Origin of the sequence: Comamonas testosteroni TK102, from assembly GCF_000739375.1 — a bacterium.
GTDB lineage: Bacteria > Pseudomonadota > Gammaproteobacteria > Burkholderiales > Burkholderiaceae_C > Comamonas > Comamonas brasiliensis.
Window position 1 is genome coordinate 3,679,576 of sequence record NZ_CP006704.1, and the last position, 17,359, is coordinate 3,696,934.

Consider the following 17,359-nt stretch of genomic DNA (forward strand, 5'->3'; position numbering starts at 1 on the left):
ATCGGCAAGGCTAGAACGGTCGGCCTGAAGCGGCCATGCCGCAGATACCGCGCAAGCCCGGCAGTACGGCGTTTGGGGATCGTGCTGTCTCGATGCGCAGACGCACAGGTCCGTCTACCGGTAAACCCCAGTTTTGCCGGTCACAGCCACTGCAAGCCACGGACCGTCTCCGGCCTGGATCACAATGGCATTCGCAACCCGGAACTTCGTGCGGCATGGTCATCAAGCAGCTGCAAATGCCGTGCGTCAGCCTGGCTTTGAAATCCGGTGCCAAACCTGAGCTAAGCTCTGGTATGTGTAGGGTGTGCACGCAGGGAATCTGGTGGCGTCGATTTGGCGTAAGTTTTCACGAGAGCAATCCTAAGCCTTTGATCGCATTGAATTTCATTCAATAAACTCAGCCACTTACTTAAGGATGCCAGTGGTGAACATCGTTATCCTGGACGATTACCAAGACGCGGTTCGCAAGCTCGATTGCGCCAAGCTGCTCGATGCCTTCAACGCCAAGGTCTACACCAACACCATCAAGGGTGTGGGGCAGCTATCGGTCCGGCTGCGCGATGCGGATGTCATTGTCCTGATTCGCGAGCGCACCCAGATCTCGCGCCAGCTGCTCGATAAATTGCCCCGGCTCAAGCTGATCGCGCAGACAGGCAAGGCGGGCGCGCATATCGATGTGCAGGCCTGCAGCGAGCGTGGCGTGGCGATTGCGGAAGGCGTGGGCTCTCCGATTGCGCCGGCAGAGCTGACATGGTCGCTGATCATGTCAGCCATGCGCCGCCTGCCGCAATACATCGCCAATCTCAAACATGGTGCCTGGCAGCAGTCGGGACTCAAGGCAGCATCCATGCCGCCCAACTTCGGGCTGGGCAGCGTGCTGCGCGGACGCATGCTGGGCATCTGGGGCTACGGCCGCATCGGCCAGTTGCTGGCGGGCTATGGCAGGGCTTTCGGCATGCAGGTCTGTGTCTGGGGCAGCGAAGCCTCGCGCCACAAGGCCGAGGCCGACGGCTATCTGAGCGCCCCCTCCAAGGAAGCCTTTTTCGAGCAATGCGATGTGCTGTCGCTGCATCTGCGTCTGAACGACGCAACGCGGGGCATCGTGACGGCACAGGATCTGGCGCGGATGAAACCGACCGCCCTGTTCGTCAACACATCGCGCGCCGAGCTGGTGGAGCCCGAAGCCTTGCTATGCGCCCTGAACCGCGGCCACCCAGGTCTGGCTGCCATCGATGTCTTCGAAAGCGAGCCGATACTGCAAGGCCATGCCTTGCTGAGGCTGGAGAACTGCATCTGCACCCCCCATATCGGCTATGTGGAGCAGGACAGCTATGAGCTGTATTTCCGCGCGGCGTTCGAGAACGTGGTGAACTTTGCCAACGGCCAGCCCAGCAATATCCTGAACCCCGAGGTTTTCAACGGTCCGCTGCGCCTGAACCGCTAGGCTGGGATGCCGCGGCCAGCGGCCCGCGGCTATCGGCTATTGCCGGGTCTGCTGCGCAAGCTCGGCCTCCACCGCCTCGTAGACCGACTGACGCACCACGGTCTCCACCTCTTCACGCAGGCGCAGCACCATGGATCGGGTCTGCGCCTCCACGACCTGCGCTATCGCTTCCCTGAGCTTTTGCTCCAGCACCAGGTCCACCCGCTGCATGAGTCTGTGGACCAGATACTCTTCGGTCACCACGGCTCCGTGCGCATCCAGCGCCTGCTGCAGCCCGGCTACCTCGAAGACCGGTGCGGGCTCAACGGCCTGCTCCAGATCCTGTGCCTGGATAAGTGGCTCGGCGGCTTCCTCATCGAGTGCTTCAGACCCGGGTTGAAGCTCTTCATCCTGGGGTTGGCCGGCGTCCGTAACGGCTGGCTGCTCCGCCGGGTCTGCGAGCGGTAGTGCCTCCACGACTTCGGCAGCTGCCAACCCAGTCTCAGGCTCCGCCTTCCCGGCCGATATGGCTTCCACCACCTCCTCCGCCATGCTTTGCGCAAATGACTGCTGCGGCGGCAAGGATTCGGGCAAAGGGGGCAACTGATGCGGAATGCCTGCAGGCCGGCCGCGACCGTAGAGACCATCGGCCAGCCAAGAGGCGTGAAACGACGGCCGCGCCAGAGCGACGACGCTGTCTCCCAGCGTCCGCGGGCCTGGCACCTGCTGCACAGCTCCCTGGGACGACTCGGGCGCCGCCGGCTGAGCGCTGTCTGCAATGCCTTCGGGCGCGGCAGCTTCGGGCTGGACCACCTCAGTCAGGGTGGGAACAAAGCGTGGCGGAACCTTGGATGAGGAGTTCATGACCTAGCCCTTGAGATTCAGGTCGTGCCGGACGATGGAAAAACCACGCGCAGCATAGTCGCGCCAGCGGACACGCGCATCCTGGCGATCCATTTCATCGCCCGAGGACACGATCTCCACCACACGCGCAAAGCGCTCGAACTCGGCAGGCACCTGCGGCGTGAGGTTGACCAGCACATCGTGATGGGGCAGGCCCTGCAGGTGTTCGGCCAGGATGATGGGGGAAGCCGCAAGCATCTGCGCACCCTCGGACTCGCAGGCATGGGCCAGAAAGTCCGTGGCCGAGACGCTCCACAGGCGAGGCGAAAGCCGGCTCAGCGCGGCGCCGTCTCCCAGTACCACGAGGCGCGCACCATGACGCAAAGCCTTGCGTGCGAAGCGGCACACATAGCCCAGCTTGTCCGGTGCGTTGAAATGAAAGGCAATTTCTGTCACAGCTATTGGCGGCAGCAGCAATCCGAAACCAGGCTGCTCCTGCCGGCTTTCCTTAAGTCGAGGCCTTGGCGGTCGTACGCGTGCGGCGCGAGGCCACAGGCTTGGCCGTGCTCTTGCGCGACGCCGGGGTCTTGGCCGTTGCGGGTGCAGCGGCAACCTTGCCTTGCTGGCCCAGCAGATATTGCACCAGCAGACCGACGGGGCGGCCGGTGGCGCCCTTGGCAGCACCGCTCTTCCAGGCGGTGCCGGCGATGTCCAGATGCGCCCAGGGAATATCGCCCACGAACTTCTGCAGGAACTTGGCGGCCGTCACAGCACCCGCAGCGCGCCCTGCCACATTGCCCATGTCCGCAAAATTGCTCTTGAGGCCATCGGCGTACTCCTCGTCCAGAGGCATGCGCCAGCAAGGGTCGAGCGCCGCATCACCCGCAGTCTGCAGGGCCGCTGCCAGCTCGTCGCTGGTCGAGAACAGGCCGCTGCGCAAGCCGCCCAGGGCGATCACGCAGGCACCGGTCAGCGTGGCCATATCGACCAGTGCCGCAGGCTTGAAGCGTGCCGCGTAGTGCAGCACATCGCACAGCACCAGACGGCCCTCGGCGTCGGTGTTGAGAATCTCGATGGTCTGGCCGCTCATGCTGGTCACCACATCGCCGGGCTTGACGGCCGCGCCGTCGGGCATGTTCTCGCAGGCGGGGATCAGGCCCACGACGTTGATGGCGGGCTGCAGCCTGGCCAATGCCTGGAACACGCCCAGCACGCTGGCAGCGCCGCCCATGTCGAACTTCATCTCGTCCATCTCGGCCGCAGGCTTGAGCGAGATGCCGCCGGTGTCGAAAGTGATGCCCTTGCCCACCAGCACGATGGGGGCCTCGCTCTTGGCCCCACCGTTGTAGTGCAGCTCGATGAAGCGCAGGGGCTCGCGCGAGCCCTGGGCCACCGCCATGAAGGCGCCCATGCCCAGCTTGGCCACTTCGGCAGGGCCGTGGATCTTGCAGCTCATGCGTGCGGCCTTGGCAATGCTCTTGGCCGCATTGGCCAGCAAGGTGGGCGTTGCATGGTTGGCCGGACGGTTGGCCCATTCGCGGGCCGTGTTCACGCCTTCCTGCTGCGCCACGGCCGTATTGAAAGCAGCGGTAACCGCAGCGGCCTTGGACGACACGCCGAGCACGACCTTGGTCAGTGCAATGGGCTTGGCCTGGGATTTGGTGTGGGTATAGAGATAGGTCGCATCGGCCACTGCCTGCACGGCAGCCGCCACCGCCTGGGCGCTGGCCTCAAAGGCAAAGCTCACCACGGCCTTGGCAATGCCGTCGGTCTTGAGCACCGCGCCACAGCCGGTCAGCGCATTGCGCACATCCCTGGCCGAGCCGGATCCCGCGCCCAGCAGCACCACACGGCGTGCGGCAATGGCGGGCACTTGGTACAAAGGCAATTGCTTGCCGCAAGACAGGGCAAAATCCCCCTGTTTCACCGCGTGAGCCACCATGGCTCCGATGGCGTCGCTGCCGAATGTGCCCGAAGCTGCCTGCTCGGAAACCAGCACCAGCAACAGATCACATTTTTCACGCGCTGCGGCAGCAGCGGTCAGAGCCTTCAGTTCAAAGTTCATAATCGGTGTTTTCCTTTTAGCCAATGTTATTCGATTCATCCATACGCAAAGAGCTGGCCCGCAGCTTTGGCGCGACGGCCGTGGTTCTGATCACTGTGGTGATGACCATGATGCTGATCCGCACCCTGGGTCAGGCTTACAAGGGCAGTGTCAGCCCTTCCGACGTGATGCTGGTCATGGGTTTCACCGTGCTCGGACAACTCCCCACCATTTTGGGCCTGAGTCTGTTTGTTGCCATTGTGGGCTCTCTGTCCCGCATGTATCGCGACAGCGAGATGGTCATCTGGTTTGCTGCCGGCCAGGGTCTGGCCAGCCTGCTCAAACCCTTGCTGCGCTTTGCCTGGCCGGTGATTCTCATCACTGCAGTCCTGGCCCTCGGCGTGCTGCCCTGGTCCTATCAGCAAATCGAGCAGATCAAGACCCAGTTCCAGCAGCGCAGCGACTTGGATCGCATCGCACCCGGCGAGTTCCAGGAATCGGCAGGCGGCACACGCGTGTTCTTCGTGGACAAGGACTCCCCCTCCGACCTGGCAGCCAGCAATGTCTTCGTGGTCTCGCGCGACCCGGGCAAGGAGTCCGTGACCTCGGCCAAGGGCGCGCATCTGGCCGTCATCAAGGGCCAGCGCATGGTGATTCTAGAAGACGGCCAGCGCATGGAGACACGCAGCGACGACGGCTCGGTGCGCATCACCGAATTCAAGGAATACGGTGTGCAGGTCGACAACGACAACCCCGTTGCCATCGAGGAGATGGCGGCACGCAGCATGCCCACCAAGGACTTGATCGGCAAGGATGAACCGATTGCCCGCTCGGTGCTCGCATGGCGCCTGGGCCTGCCCTTTGCCGCGCTCAACTTCGTCATCCTGGGCCTGGCCATCTCCAGCGTGAACCCGCGTGCGGGCAATAGCAGCAGCCTGATGATCGCCCTCTTCGCCTTCATCGTTTACTACAACCTCATGACCCTGGGCGAGAGCTGGGTCAGCGCCAACAAGATAGGCATGTGGGGCCTGCTGGGCCTGCTGCATGGCAGCATCCTCACGGTCAGCGTGCTGGTGCTGCTGGCGCGCCATTTCCGCTGGTCGCCGCGCGATCTGCTGCAGCGCTCGGGCACCCGCAAGGAGGCCGCACGATGAAAGTCCTGCGCAACCTGATCTATCGCGAGGTCATACAGGCCGTCCTGTATGTCTCGCTGGCCTTTCTGGCGCTGTTCTTCTTCTTTGACCTGGTCGATGAAATGCGCTGGGTGGGCAGCGGCAACGCCGGCTATACCGCCACGCGCGCCCTGCTGTTCGTGGCCCTGTCCATTCCGGGCCACCTCTACGAGCTGATGCCGATTGCGGTGCTGATCGGCGCCATCTTCGTGATGGCCAAGTTCGCTCAGAGCTCGGAGTTCACCATCATGCGCACCAGCGGCATGGGCCCCTGGCTGGCACTGCGCACGCTGCTGATTCTGGGCATGAGCTTTGTGCTGCTCACGGTGCTGGTGGGCGACTACATTGCCCCTGCTGCCGACAACTTCAGCCAGAAACTGCGCGTGGTCAGCAAAGGCCAGATCTCCCGAGGCGCCACCGGCGCCTGGCTCAAGGAAAAACAGGGCAATCACTCGGTTGCCATCAACGTCGGCGCAGTCAAGAGCCCTGGCGACTTCGTCAATGTGCGCATCTTCGAGTTCGACAGCAAGGGCCGTATCGCCGCGCAGATCAACGCCAAGTCGGCACAGGTCGATGAAGACAAGGAGCAGTGGACGCTGCAGGGCGTGCAAGGCAGCAAGGTGGCCCAGGATGGCGATGTCACCCAACTCAGCCAGATCAACGAAGCCAGCATGAACTGGCCCACCAAGGTCACGGCGGCCATGGTCTCGGGCGCGCTGCTCAAGCCCGATCGCATGACCACGATTGCGCTGTTCCAGTTCATACGCCATCTGCAGGACAACGGCCAGGCCGCGCAGAAGTACGAAATCGAGTTCTGGCGCAAGGTCTTCTACCCGCTGAGCTGCCTGGTGATGGTGGTGCTCGCCCTGCCTTTTGCCTATCTGCATTTCCGCTCGGGCGGCATCACGGCCTATGTGTTTGGCGGGGTGATGGCCGGCATCAGCTTCTTCCTGCTCAACAACGTGTTCGGCTATATCGGCACCCTGCAGTCCTGGTGGCCCTGGCTGGCCGCCGCAGCACCCGGTCTGCTCTACACCGCACTATCGCTCTCGGCCTTCGGCTGGCTGGTATTGAGACGCTAAACCATGGTTGACAAGCAAGCTACTTTTCCTGCCCCATCCGGCCTGATCCTGCTGGCCCATGGCTCCAGAGACCCGCTCTGGCGCCAGCCCATAGAAGCCGTGCACCAACTGCTGCAGGCAATGCAGCCCGGCCTGCCCTGCATCTGCGCCTATCTGGACGCCTGCGCCCCGGATCTGCCTGCCGCCACGCAGAGCCTGATTGCCCAGGGCGTCCAGCATCTGATCGTGCTGCCGCTGTTCCTCGGTACCGGCAAACATGCGCGCGAAGACATTCCGTGCCTGCTGGACGAACTGCGCCGCCAGCATCCCGGCTGCCAGTTCGATCTGCAGACCGCAGCCGGCGAGAATCCGCGCGTCACGGCCCTGCTGGCACAGCTGGCGATAGAGGCAGTCGGCGGGACCGAAGCACTCAAACATACAGATTTCAAATAAAAAATGGCTTCTTTAGATATTTGAAGCATAATGATGCAAGTTCTTAGTCCATGCCGTCATGAACCTGCATCAATTCCGCTTCGTCCAGGAAGCCGCCCGCCGCAATCTCAACCTCACCGAGGCGGCCAAGGCCCTGCACACCTCCCAGCCCGGAGTCTCCAAAGCCATCATCGAGCTTGAGGAAGAGCTGGGCATCGATATCTTTGCGCGCCACGGCAAGCGTCTCAAGCGCATCACCGAGCCTGGACAGGAAGTCCTCAAGAGCATAGAGCTGATCATGCGCGAGGTGGGCAACCTCAAGCGCATCGGCGAGCAATACAGCGCCCAGGACAGCGGCACGCTGAGCATCGCCACCACCCACACCCAGGCACGCTATGTGCTGCCGCCCGCCGTGGCACGCCTGCGCGAGCTCTATCCCAAGGTCACCATCAGCCTGCACCAGGCCACGCCCGCCGAAGTCGCGCGCATGGTGATCGACGAAGTGGCCGAGATCGGCATGGCCACCGAATCGCTGGCCGACTACCCCGACCTGGTGACCCTGCCCTGCTACGAATGGCAGCATGTGCTGGTCATCCCCACTGGCCATCCGCTGGCGCAGAAAGAGCGCATCACGCTCGAGGACATCGCCCAGGAGGCCCTGATCACCTACCACCCGTCCTTTACCGGACGCGGCAAGATCGACCATGCCTTCGAGATGCGCCGCCTGCATCCGCATATCGTGCTGGAAGCCATCGATGCCGACGTGATCAAGACCTATGTGCGACTGGGCCTGGGCATCGGCATCGTGGCCGAGATGGCCATGCGCGACGACACCGTCAATGACCTGGTGATTCGTCCCGTCGGCCATCTGTTCGGCACCAGCGTGGCCCGTGTGGCCATCAAGCGCGGCGCATACCTGCGCAACTTCGTCTACCGGTTTGCCGAGCTGCTCAGCGACCGTCTCTCGCGAGACCTCATCATGCGCGCCATGAACGGCAGCGTGGACGACTTCGGGCTCTGATCCGGCCCGCCTCAAGGGCCGGTGCCTGTGCGCCCGGCCCATGCATTGCAAGACTATCGTGACTCCCAACTTCCCCAGCAAGCTGCCCAATGTGGGCACCACCATTTTCACCGTCATGTCGGCGCTGGCTGCCGAGCACAAGGCCGTCAATCTGGGCCAGGGCTTCCCCGACTTCGGTTGCGACCCCAGGCTGCTCGACGCTGTCAACGACGCCATGCGCGCCGGTCACAACCAGTACCCGCCCATGACGGGCTGGCCCGCGCTGCGCGAGGCCGTGGCCGCCAAGATCGAAACGCTGCACGGCCGCCGCTATGACGCGGGCAGCGAAATCACCATCACCGCCGGCGCCACCCAGGCCATTCTCACGGCCATTCTGGCCACCGTGCATGCGGGCGACGAAGTCATCGTGCTCGACCCCTGCTACGACAGCTATGTGCCCAATATCGAGATGGCCGGCGGCGTGGCCGTGCGGGTGCCGCTGACGCCCGGCAGCTTCCGCCCCGACTTTGCCTCGATCGCGGCCGCCATCACGCCGCGCACGCGCCTGCTGATCATCAACAGCCCGCACAACCCCAGCGCCACCCTCTGGACCGATGCGGAAATGCGCCAGCTCGAAGCCCTGCTGGCACCCACCAATGTGCTGCTGATCAGCGACGAGGTCTATGAGCACATGGTCTTCGACGGCGCCCAGCATCTGAGCAGCGCCCGCTACCCGGGCCTGGCCGAGCGCGCCTTCATCGTCTCCAGCTTTGGCAAGACCTACCATGTCACGGGCTGGAAGGTCGGCACCGTGGCCGCGCCCGCTGCCCTCAGCGCCGAATTCCGCAAGGTGCACCAGTTCAATGTGTTCACCGTGAACACGCCCATGCAGGCGGGTCTGGCGCAGTACATGCAGGACCCGGCGCCCTATCTGGAGCTGTCGGCCTTCTATCAGGCCAAGCGCGACCTGTTCCTCGGCGGCCTGCAGGGCTCGCGCCTGAAGCTGCTGCCCACGGCCGGCACCTATTTCCTGTGTGCCGACATCTCCTCCGTCTCGGATCTCAACGAGGCCGAGTTCTGCCAGTGGCTGGTCAAGGAAATCGGCGTGGCCGCGATTCCGCTGTCGGCTTTCTACGGTGACGGCTTCGATCAGCGCGTGGTGCGTTTTTGCTTTGCCAAGAAGGACGAAACCCTGATCGAGGCAGCCGCGCGCCTGCGCAAGCTCTGAAACGCTGCGGCCCTTAAAAAAGGAGCGCCTATCGCGCTCCTTTTCTCATTTTCAGCATGTTTTCATGCTGAATCTGTTTATCAGCAGGCGCAAGCAGCTATCGAATTTACTTTGCTTCATGCCGTCTCCGCCAGATGGCGCAGCATCAGCACCGCCCCCAGCACAATGCCGGCCAGCGCCAGAAAGCTGCCCAGGCTGAGCATGGAAATCGCACTGATGCCCTGGCCCACGGTGCAGCCCATGGCCGTCACCCCGCCCACGCCCATCAGCAGCCCGCCCAGCAGATGGCGGGCCAGGTCCCGGCGGTCGGCAAAGCCCTGCCACTGAAAGTCCCTGCGCCACAGCGCATGGGCAAAGCTGCCCAGAACCACGCCTGCCACCGAGGCAATGCCCCAGGTCAGCACCTTGTTGCGATCGCTGAAGAACATCAGCCAGTCCAGCGTGTGCGCCACCGGCGTGACAAAGCTGAAGGCCTCGATGCGGCCACTGTAGGTCGCGGCATAGACCTGCTCCAGCGTCTCGGGGTGCTCGGCCACCCGCGCCAGATGGCCGCCTAGCCACCAGGCCGCCGTCACGCACAAGCCGACCAGCAGCCCGCCCAGCAGCAGGGCCCGGCTGCGCTGGGCGCCGGGCCGGGGATCGAAGGCCAGCAGCAACAGCATGCCCCCCAGCCCGAGGCCCAGCAGGCCGCGCAGCAGCGTCAAGGGCCAGTCGACATGACCGGCCAGCCACTCGGGCAGCAGGGCCGGGCCCGCGAATTCAAGATGCACGCTGTCCAGCCAGCGCACCCGCGCCACGGCGGTAATGCCCTTGAGTGTGGCAAAGGCGGCCACGCCCATGACCAGCAGCACCACCAGCGCCTTGAGGCTGCCGCTGCCCAGCCGGGTCAGATTCCTGGCCCCGCAACCCGATGCCAGCACCATGCCTGCGCCAAACAGCAGCCCTCCGGCCAGGGCCGACAGCCACAGCAGGCGGCGGCTGGCATACAGGGCATCGCCCACCTGCAACTGGCCCCACAGCGCCAGCGCCGTGAAGCCCAGCATGCTCACGGCGATGGCCATGCACCACTGGCGCGCCCGCCCCCAGTCCTGCAGATAGACCACATCGCTGATGGCGCCCATGGTGCAAAAGCGGGTCTCGCGCATCACAAAGCCCAGCACGGCGGCCAGCAACAAAATGGCCACCAGAACGGTGGCCGTCAGGGATTCAAACTCGGCAGGACTCATGCGGGCATTGGACGGCGCGGCCCGGCTTCAAGGCATTGGCATATACCCCAGCCCGCGCGCTAACACTGTCTTAATCGGCTTTCGAATCGGCTTTCATCAGGCCTTGGCCAGCCCCTGGTTGCCGCCGACATTGATCAGTCGGGGCTCGTCGAGCCGGCGCGGCCCCAGCGTCTTGCGGTCCTTGAGCCAGGGCTCGACCAGCTCCCAGATCGGCTTGTTGCTGGCCGTCCTGGCTTCCTCGGCCACCGGCGCCCAGCCGGCCACCTTGTATTTCTTGTCCGCCTCCAGCCACTGGCCGTTCAGGCGCATGTCGCTGATGCGCCGACCCGCGCCAGCCGCCGGGTCGCACTGGTATTGCAGACCGCCCACGCGCACCATGTCGCCGCCCTGCTGATAGTAGGGATCGGGGTTGAAGAGATTGTCGGCCACGTCTTCGAGCACCGTCTTGATCGTGGCACCCGTCATCTCGGTCACCGTGGCGTAGGAATAGGTGGTGGCCGTCATGTCCATCAGCCATTCGCGCGTGATGTCCTGCCCGGCCAGCAGCGAGGTTCCCCAGCGAAAGCCCGGCGAGAAGGCAATCGGCGCATTCTGCACCTCCATCATGGCATCCAGCAGCAGCTGGTCGCCCGTGCCGTTGAAGTTGCCGCGGCGGTACAGCGTGCCGTCGGTGCGCGCCAGCACTTCGCCCAGCCGGCTTTCATAGGGCGCACGCACCCGGGTGATCAGTGCCTGCATCTGGGCATCGGCAGGCAGGATGTTGGCGAATACCGGCAGCAGCCGGTACTGGAAGCCGCGCACCTGGCCGTCCCTGACATCGAAGTCCAGCACCCCGAGAAACTTGCCGTTCGAGCCCGCGTTGGTGACGATGGTCTTGCCGCCTGCATTCTGCACCAGGGTGGGCACGGGCATGCCGTCATGCGTATGGCCGCCCAGGATGGCGTCTATGCCGCGCACGCGCCCGGCCATCTTGAGGTCCACGTCCATGCCGTTGTGCGAGAGCACCACCACCACCTTGGCGCCCTTGGCGCGCGTCTCGTCCACCATCTTCTGCAGATGCTCGTCCTGGATGCCGAAGCTCCAGTCCGCCACCATATAGCGCGGGTTGGCGATCGGCGTGTACGGAAAGGCCTGACCGATGATGGCCACGGGCACGCCGTTGATCTCGCGGATCACATAGGGCTTGAACACCGGGTCGCCAAAATCGGCCGTCTTGACGTTCTGTGCCACAAAGTCGAGCTGCGAGCCAAAGTCCTTGTCGATGATCTCCTGCACACGCTGCATGCCGTAGGTGAACTCCCAGTGGCCCGTCATCACGTCCACGCCCAGCAGCTTGCAGGCATCGACCATGTCCTGGGCATTGGTCCACAGCGAAGTGGCCGAGCCCTGCCAGGTATCGCCGCCGTCCAGCAGCAATGCGCCCGGGCGCGAGGCACGCATGCGCTTGACCAGCGTGGACAGATGGGCAAACCCGCCCACCTTGCCATAGCGCCTGGCTGCCGCCTCGAAGTCCAGATAGCTGAATGCATGGGCCGATGGCGTGCCGGGCTTGATCCCCACGGAGCGCAGCAGATGCTCGCCCACCAGATGCGGGCGCTGATTCTTCATGGCCCCGATGCCGAGATTGACGCTGGGCTCGCGGAAGTGCACCGGATTGAGCTGGGCATGGCAGTCCGTCATGTGCAGCAGCGACACATTGCCGTAGGGCTTCACGTCATACAAAGCCTTATCGGCCTGCTTCTGATCGGCATAGGCATGGCGCTGCAAGCCCATGCCCGAGACACTGGCCGCCGCCAGCACCTGCAGAAATTCACGTTTGGAAAGACTCATGGTGATATCCGTTGGTACTTGTTCCAACCAGGGACAAGCACGGGCCTTTGCGTCAACAGAACGCCCCGCGCTACCCCAACTGGCACAAGCCATTTCCGCAATGCTGCGTCGCCCGGTCTCGTCCCCCTGCCGAATGGCTAGGCATTGCGAGACGGGCAAACAGCGGCGCCGCTTGAAAAAGCTATTTGTTGACGGGAGAGGCTGGATCGACCAGCAGCGCGACAAGGTCTCGCGTCTGCGCTTCAGTGAGGATGCCGGAGTGACCGAAACGCGGCATGCCCGAGCAGGCGTTGTAGGCCTTGGCATTCCAGATCTTGCCCCAGGTGTACTCGACGATGGCTCTGGATTCGGGGCTGGACGGATCCTTGATGCCGCGAATCTTGCCGTAGTTGTAGAGACTGGGGCCCAGCGTGCCAAAGGAGATTTCTTCCTTGCTGATCTGGTGGCAGTTGTAGCAGTTGCCGCCATTGGCACTGCCCGCCTTGTCACTCCAGGTCATGCCCCGGCCGTTCTGGGCTATTTTTTCGCCCTCTTTCCAGTCTCCGACCAGCTTGCCGTCCTGAGGCCATTTGACGGTCTTGAGATTGGCCGCCTCTATGCCCTGTGCACGCTCAGGCGCCAGCGGCTTGCCGGAAGCATCGGCAGCGCTGCAGGCCGCATTCGATTCGTCCTGCTGCAGGCGATCGACCTTGGCGATGCCCTGATCGCGAAAAGAGGTCTGCACCATCTTGGCCGTCAAGGCATCGATGTCCGCAGCCCCGTCGACGGAGGCACAGCCCAGCACCAGCAGCGATGCGGCCACGGCCAGGTACGACATGTATTTTTGCTTGCGCATAGGGCCTCCTTATCGCTTGATGGCCGGTGCAGTCGATGCCCCGCCCTTGCCGTTGACGCCCATGAACACTTCCAGCGCCACCGTCACGTCACTGGCGTAACCGGGATAGGGAAAGCGCTGCTGACGGAAGCAGTCGTTGAGGCGGCGCTGCATGCTCCACAGCTCGCCCGACGAGACGCGATAGGCGGGCCAGGCGCCAAAGCCTTCCGCAGCGCCTGGGTTCTTGGTCAGATTGGGCAGATCCTGCATGCGGATGCGCTTGCCGTCCGCACCATGGCAGGAGGCACAGGCAAAGTCATGCGGGCCGCCGCGCATATAGAACAGGCGCTTGCCCGCCTCATACATCTGCCCTTCCTGCGCATGGCTCTGGGGCAGGTTGAACTTCATGCCTTTGGACTGCGATGAAATCCAGGCCACCAGCCCTTCCATGTTCTTTTGCTCGTCCTTGCCGAACGGTGTTGCCGCAATCTTTTGCACGTCCAGCCCCTGCAGCCTGTCCATGCAGGTCAGCAGGCGCGACTCCAGATCCTGCACCTTGCCCGTGTCGGCAAAATAGCGCGGCAGCTCTACAAATACGCCCTTGACCACGCCCGGCCCCTTGCCCAGATCGCACTGCTCCATGGACGCCTTGCGGGGGCCGCGCCTTTGCTTCCACAGCGCCTCGCCCTTCATCTCGAACAGCTCGGCAGGGTTGCCGTCCTGCAGCATCTCGCGGTACTCGGCAATGCCGTCGGCCGTGGACTTTTGCGCCAGCACCGGCGCGGCCATACACAAGGCCAGCACGGCGGCAGCCGCCTGGCCCGGGGAGGAATGTCTCATGGGGCACCTCTCTGTTTTTTGGATCTAGGACTTACGCAAACAAGAATGCAACAACGGCCTGCCTTCTGAGGCATTCGCCTTGCCTGAACCCGTTTTGCGTAAGTCGTGGGATTGATTCTGGTCCAGGGTGAAGGCTGGCCGCCGGCCAGCCGCTGTCTGCGCCGTGCTCAGCTCACGGTCGCTTCATCGGTGCGGGTCTCGCCCTTGTTGTCCTTCCAGCTCACCGAGATCTTGTCCCCCGCCTTGGCCCCCTTGACCACGAACTGCAGAAACGGGTTCTTGGAAACCGCAGGCCCCCATTCGGCCTGCAGCACCTGCTTGCCGTTGTGCGCTGCCGTCACCTCCTGAATAAACCATGCGGGCACGGTCTTGCCTTCCGCATCCTTGCGCTGGCCAGTCTCCATCTCATGGGACATCAGCACGCGCACGGTAGTCTTGTCACCTGCAGCCTGGGCACGAATACGCATTGGATCAGCCATGTTCTTCTCCTGTTTCAGAGGATTGGTTGCCATCAGCCGCCGCAGCCACCGAGGGTGACCTTGACTTCCTTCTTGGCGTAGAAGGCCTTGCCATCGTTGGTGATGGCCACGGCATACACATCCGAGGACTGGCCCAGCTTTGCGCGGGTCAGGAAATTGGCGTCCAGCGCCTCGTTGACGGTGAAGGCCGCCACCAGCGTATTGGGGTTCTTTTCCACCAGCACCAGCATCTGCTTCACATTGGGCAGGCTGGTGGCCGCGCCCAGGGGCACGACGGCCCCGTTTTCGGCGATGTCGGGCGCCGTCAGCGTCACGTCCTTGCTCTCGGCGGGCGCAGCAGCCCCCATGGCCTTGAGCACATCGGCCACGGTCTTGGCGTCGAAGGCGGTCTTGTTATAGGCCGCCTGCGCAGCCTGCGGCAGCAGGCCGGCGGCCATCAGCATGCCGAGCACGGCCGCGCTGTTCCTGAGGGCGTCTCTACGTTTCATCGTTGTCTCCTTTTCATTCACATCACACAAGCGGGCTCAGGGCTTGGCCCCGGCAGCCAGCCACTGGGCAATCACCCTGGCATCAGCATCGCTGAGATTGGGCTGAGGCGGCATGGGTGTTGATCCCCAGACGCCGGAGCCTCCGACCCTGATCTTGTTTGCCAGATAGTCCGACTGGCCGCCGTGCTTGCCGGCAATGTCGCTGAAGGCCGGGCCGACGAGTTTCTGCGCCATGCCATGGCACGCCATGCAGGCGTTCTTTTCCAGCAAGGCCGTCGGCGCCGCACTGGCCGATTTCCCGGTGGCTGCGGGCGGCCCTGCCTTGCTGGCACCGCCATCGGTGGTTATGCCGCGCTGGGCACCGACCAGCCGGTTCTGCTGGGCCAGATTGCCGTGGTTGTTGCCGGCATGCTCGGGCAAGGCCGAGCGCAGCGTGGGCGCGGGGCCGCAGTTGCTCATGCAGGCAGTAGCCAGCACATCGGGCCTGGCGCCTTTGCCGAACTCGTTGCCGGGCCACAGCGCATGCCGAGTCGTCATGCCGTTGCGGTTGGGCAGCTTCTGCTGTACCTCGGCGATATTGCTGTCGCTGAGTGTGAAGTTCTCGGGCACCACGCCGCCGAGGTTGAGCAGATAGGCGGTGACGGCATACACCTCTTCGGTGGACAGCGACTTGGGCGCATTCCAGGGCATGGCACGGTTGATGTAATCCCACAGCGTGGAGACCGTGGCCACCTTCATCAGGGTCGTGCGCCCCGGAAAGGCCGGATCCTTGAGCCGCGCCACATGGCCGGTCCTGATGTCCTCGGCCGTGGTGCCGCCGACCAGCGGGCTGAACACCTCGTTGGATTCGCCGAACACCCCGTGGCAGGACGCGCACTTCGCCTCCCACACATCCATGCCTTTTTGCACGGACCCCGAGCCCGGGGGCAGCCCCTTGAAATCCGGGCGCACATCGATATCCCAGGCCAGAACCTCCTTGCCCGTGGCATTGCGACCCACGCCGGGATAGCGGTCTTCGCCAGACTTGCCCTGTGCCGCAGCGGGCCCGGCAGCCACGCCCATGGCCAGCAGCGCCAGCAGCACCAGCGGTTTACGCAAGCTGAACATTGGCGACCTCCCCGTTGGCTCGTACCACCCAGGACTGGATGGAGTTGTTGTGATAGATGGAGCGCGTTCCGCGTGCGGCACGCAGTTGCTGGTTGCTGGGCTGCACATAGCCGGTTTCATCCATGGCGCGGCTCTGGATGATGCATTCCTCGCCATTCCAGACCCAGTCCAGATGAAAGCGCGTCAGGCACTTGTCCATCACCGGCCCTTCGAGCCGGGCCGTGCGCCAGTTGCGGCCGCCGTCCACGCTCACATCCACGCGCCTGACCTTGCCGCGCCCCGACCAGGCCAGGCCCGTGATGTTGTAGAAGCCCTTGTCCAGCAGCATCTGCCCGCCGGACGGCGTGGTGACCACGCTCTTGCACTCCTGAATGCTGGAGTACTGGCGGTGCTGCCCATCGGGCATCAGGTCCACATAGTGGATGGCCTCGTCCTTGGCCGCATAAGGCATGTCGCCCACTTCGATGCGGCGCAGGTATTTCACCCAGCTCACGCCCTGTACGCCGGGCACCACCAGGCGCAGCGGATAGCCCTGCTCGGGCCGCAGCATCTCGCCGTTCTGGCCGTAGGCGACCAGCACCTCGCCGGAAGTGATCAGCTCCACGGGAATGGTGCGCGTCATCGACGAGCCGTCCGCCCCCTCGGCCAGGATGAAACGGCCTTTCTTCAGATCGGCGCCGGCCATCTCCAGCAGGGTGATCAGGGGCACGCCTGTGAACTCGCTGCACGACAGCATGCCGTGCGTGTACTGCACCGTGGGCACGGCCACATTGCCCCACTCCATGCCGGTATTGGCGCCGCATTCGATGAAATGAAAGCGCGACACCGAAGGCAGACGCATGATCTCGTCCATGGTGAAGACCTTGGAGTGCTTCACCAGACCATTGATCATCAGCCTGTGCTTGGAGGGGTCGATATCCCACCAGCCCTGGTGGTGCCGCTCGAAATGCAGACCGCTGGGCGTGACGATGCCGAACAGCGACTGCAGCGGTGCAAACGATACCGAAGCCTGCTTGGTCTGGGTCAGCCCCGGGCTCTGGCGACGCTGCACATTGGCCTCGTACCTGGAAGGCTTGCCGTAGCCGTCGGTGACCACCGGCTGGCCCAGGCCCTTGCTGTGCGCGGGCAGCTCCAGAATATTCGGGTCTCCCTCGCCGCTCACGGCCTGCCGGCGCTGCGCATGGACAGCTGCAGCGCCGGCCGCTGCGGCCGCGAAAGCCCCGCGGATGAAGTCCCGCCGGCCGGCCCTGCCCTCGGCAAACACGGTGCCGACATCGCCTGAGCGCACGAAATTCTCGGGTGCCTTGCGCACCTTGCCCATCAACTGGCTTTGCATAAGCTCTCTCTTTGATCGCTGGTGGTGCTTGCCGGG

General features: G+C 63.8%; 17 protein-coding genes. 6 read left to right on the forward strand and 11 right to left on the reverse strand.

What is annotated here, in order from left to right; all coding sequences use genetic code 11:
* The first annotated feature begins 424 nt into the window (after positions 1–424).
* Positions 425–1,444: a D-2-hydroxyacid dehydrogenase family protein gene (locus O987_RS16645; RefSeq protein WP_029158462.1), complete on the forward strand. Its 1,020-nt coding sequence runs from the start codon at positions 425–427 to the stop codon at positions 1,442–1,444.
* A 36-nt stretch (positions 1,445–1,480) separates the two neighbouring features.
* Here O987_RS16645 and O987_RS16650 read toward each other — a convergent pair whose 3' ends face one another.
* From O987_RS16650 to O987_RS16660, 3 genes are read right to left on the reverse strand one after another with little or no spacing between them, the layout of a single operon-like run.
* On the reverse strand, positions 1,481–2,287 hold the full coding sequence (locus tag O987_RS16650) for a hypothetical protein (RefSeq protein WP_043373598.1): 807 nt from the start codon (positions 2,285–2,287) through the stop codon (positions 1,481–1,483).
* A 3-nt stretch (positions 2,288–2,290) separates the two neighbouring features.
* Positions 2,291–2,722 (reverse strand): DNA polymerase III subunit chi, encoded by a 432-nt coding sequence (locus tag O987_RS16655; RefSeq protein WP_029158463.1) that lies wholly within the window; start codon positions 2,720–2,722, stop codon positions 2,291–2,293.
* Positions 2,723–2,774: 52 nt separating this feature from the next.
* On the reverse strand, positions 2,775–4,331 hold the full coding sequence (locus tag O987_RS16660) for a leucyl aminopeptidase (RefSeq protein ID WP_019042808.1): 1,557 nt from the start codon (positions 4,329–4,331) through the stop codon (positions 2,775–2,777).
* 23 nt (positions 4,332–4,354) lie between these two features.
* Here O987_RS16660 and lptF point away from each other — a divergent pair, with 23 nt between their 5' ends.
* From lptF to O987_RS16685, 5 genes are read left to right on the forward strand one after another with little or no spacing between them, the layout of a single operon-like run.
* Entirely contained in the window at positions 4,355–5,464 is a 1,110-nt protein-coding gene (lptF, locus tag O987_RS16665) for an LPS export ABC transporter permease LptF (protein WP_019042809.1), read from the forward strand.
* Positions 5,461–6,564, forward strand: coding sequence for an LPS export ABC transporter permease LptG (gene lptG / locus O987_RS16670; protein ID WP_019042810.1), 1,104 nt, complete (start codon positions 5,461–5,463; stop codon positions 6,562–6,564). Before lptF ends, lptG begins: the two co-directional genes overlap by 4 nt.
* 3 nt (positions 6,565–6,567) lie before the next feature.
* Entirely contained in the window at positions 6,568–6,996 is a 429-nt protein-coding gene (locus O987_RS16675) for a sirohydrochlorin chelatase (protein WP_019042811.1), read from the forward strand.
* A gap of 58 nt (positions 6,997–7,054) precedes the next feature.
* Positions 7,055–7,996, forward strand: a complete 942-nt coding sequence (locus O987_RS16680) for a CysB family HTH-type transcriptional regulator (protein WP_019042812.1) — start codon at positions 7,055–7,057, stop codon at positions 7,994–7,996.
* 40 nt (positions 7,997–8,036) lie between these two features.
* On the forward strand, positions 8,037–9,203 hold the full coding sequence (locus O987_RS16685; RefSeq protein ID WP_043373601.1) for a pyridoxal phosphate-dependent aminotransferase: 1,167 nt from the start codon (positions 8,037–8,039) through the stop codon (positions 9,201–9,203).
* A gap of 116 nt (positions 9,204–9,319) precedes the next feature.
* Here the strand turns inward: O987_RS16685 and O987_RS16690 are convergent, their stop codons facing one another.
* From O987_RS16690 to soxC, 8 genes are all read right to left on the reverse strand, one after another.
* Positions 9,320–10,429 carry a YeeE/YedE family protein gene (locus O987_RS16690; protein ID WP_043373603.1) on the reverse strand — a complete coding sequence of 370 codons (1,110 nt, stop codon included), beginning with the start codon at positions 10,427–10,429 and terminating at the stop codon, positions 9,320–9,322.
* Between the two features lie 96 nt (positions 10,430–10,525).
* Positions 10,526–12,259, reverse strand: a complete 1,734-nt coding sequence (gene soxB / locus O987_RS16695) for a thiosulfohydrolase SoxB (protein WP_043373605.1) — start codon at positions 12,257–12,259, stop codon at positions 10,526–10,528.
* A 181-nt stretch (positions 12,260–12,440) separates the two neighbouring features.
* Entirely contained in the window at positions 12,441–13,094 is a 654-nt protein-coding gene (gene soxX / locus O987_RS16700) for a sulfur oxidation c-type cytochrome SoxX (protein ID WP_043373607.1), read from the reverse strand.
* A gap of 9 nt (positions 13,095–13,103) precedes the next feature.
* Positions 13,104–13,913 (reverse strand): sulfur oxidation c-type cytochrome SoxA, encoded by an 810-nt coding sequence (soxA, locus tag O987_RS16705; protein WP_019042817.1) that lies wholly within the window; start codon positions 13,911–13,913, stop codon positions 13,104–13,106.
* 167 nt (positions 13,914–14,080) lie between these two features.
* Positions 14,081–14,392: a thiosulfate oxidation carrier complex protein SoxZ gene (soxZ, locus tag O987_RS16710; RefSeq protein ID WP_003053938.1), complete on the reverse strand. Its 312-nt coding sequence runs from the start codon at positions 14,390–14,392 to the stop codon at positions 14,081–14,083.
* A 32-nt stretch (positions 14,393–14,424) separates the two neighbouring features.
* Positions 14,425–14,880 carry a thiosulfate oxidation carrier protein SoxY gene (gene soxY / locus O987_RS16715; protein WP_019042819.1) on the reverse strand — a complete coding sequence of 152 codons (456 nt, stop codon included), beginning with the start codon at positions 14,878–14,880 and terminating at the stop codon, positions 14,425–14,427.
* Between the two features lie 36 nt (positions 14,881–14,916).
* Positions 14,917–15,987 carry a c-type cytochrome gene (locus O987_RS16720; RefSeq protein ID WP_043373611.1) on the reverse strand — a complete coding sequence of 357 codons (1,071 nt, stop codon included), beginning with the start codon at positions 15,985–15,987 and terminating at the stop codon, positions 14,917–14,919.
* Positions 15,971–17,323: a sulfite dehydrogenase gene (gene soxC, locus O987_RS16725; protein WP_043373614.1), complete on the reverse strand. Its 1,353-nt coding sequence runs from the start codon at positions 17,321–17,323 to the stop codon at positions 15,971–15,973. The genes O987_RS16720 and soxC overlap by 17 nt, the downstream gene beginning before the upstream one ends.
* Positions 17,324–17,359 lie beyond the last annotated feature (36 nt).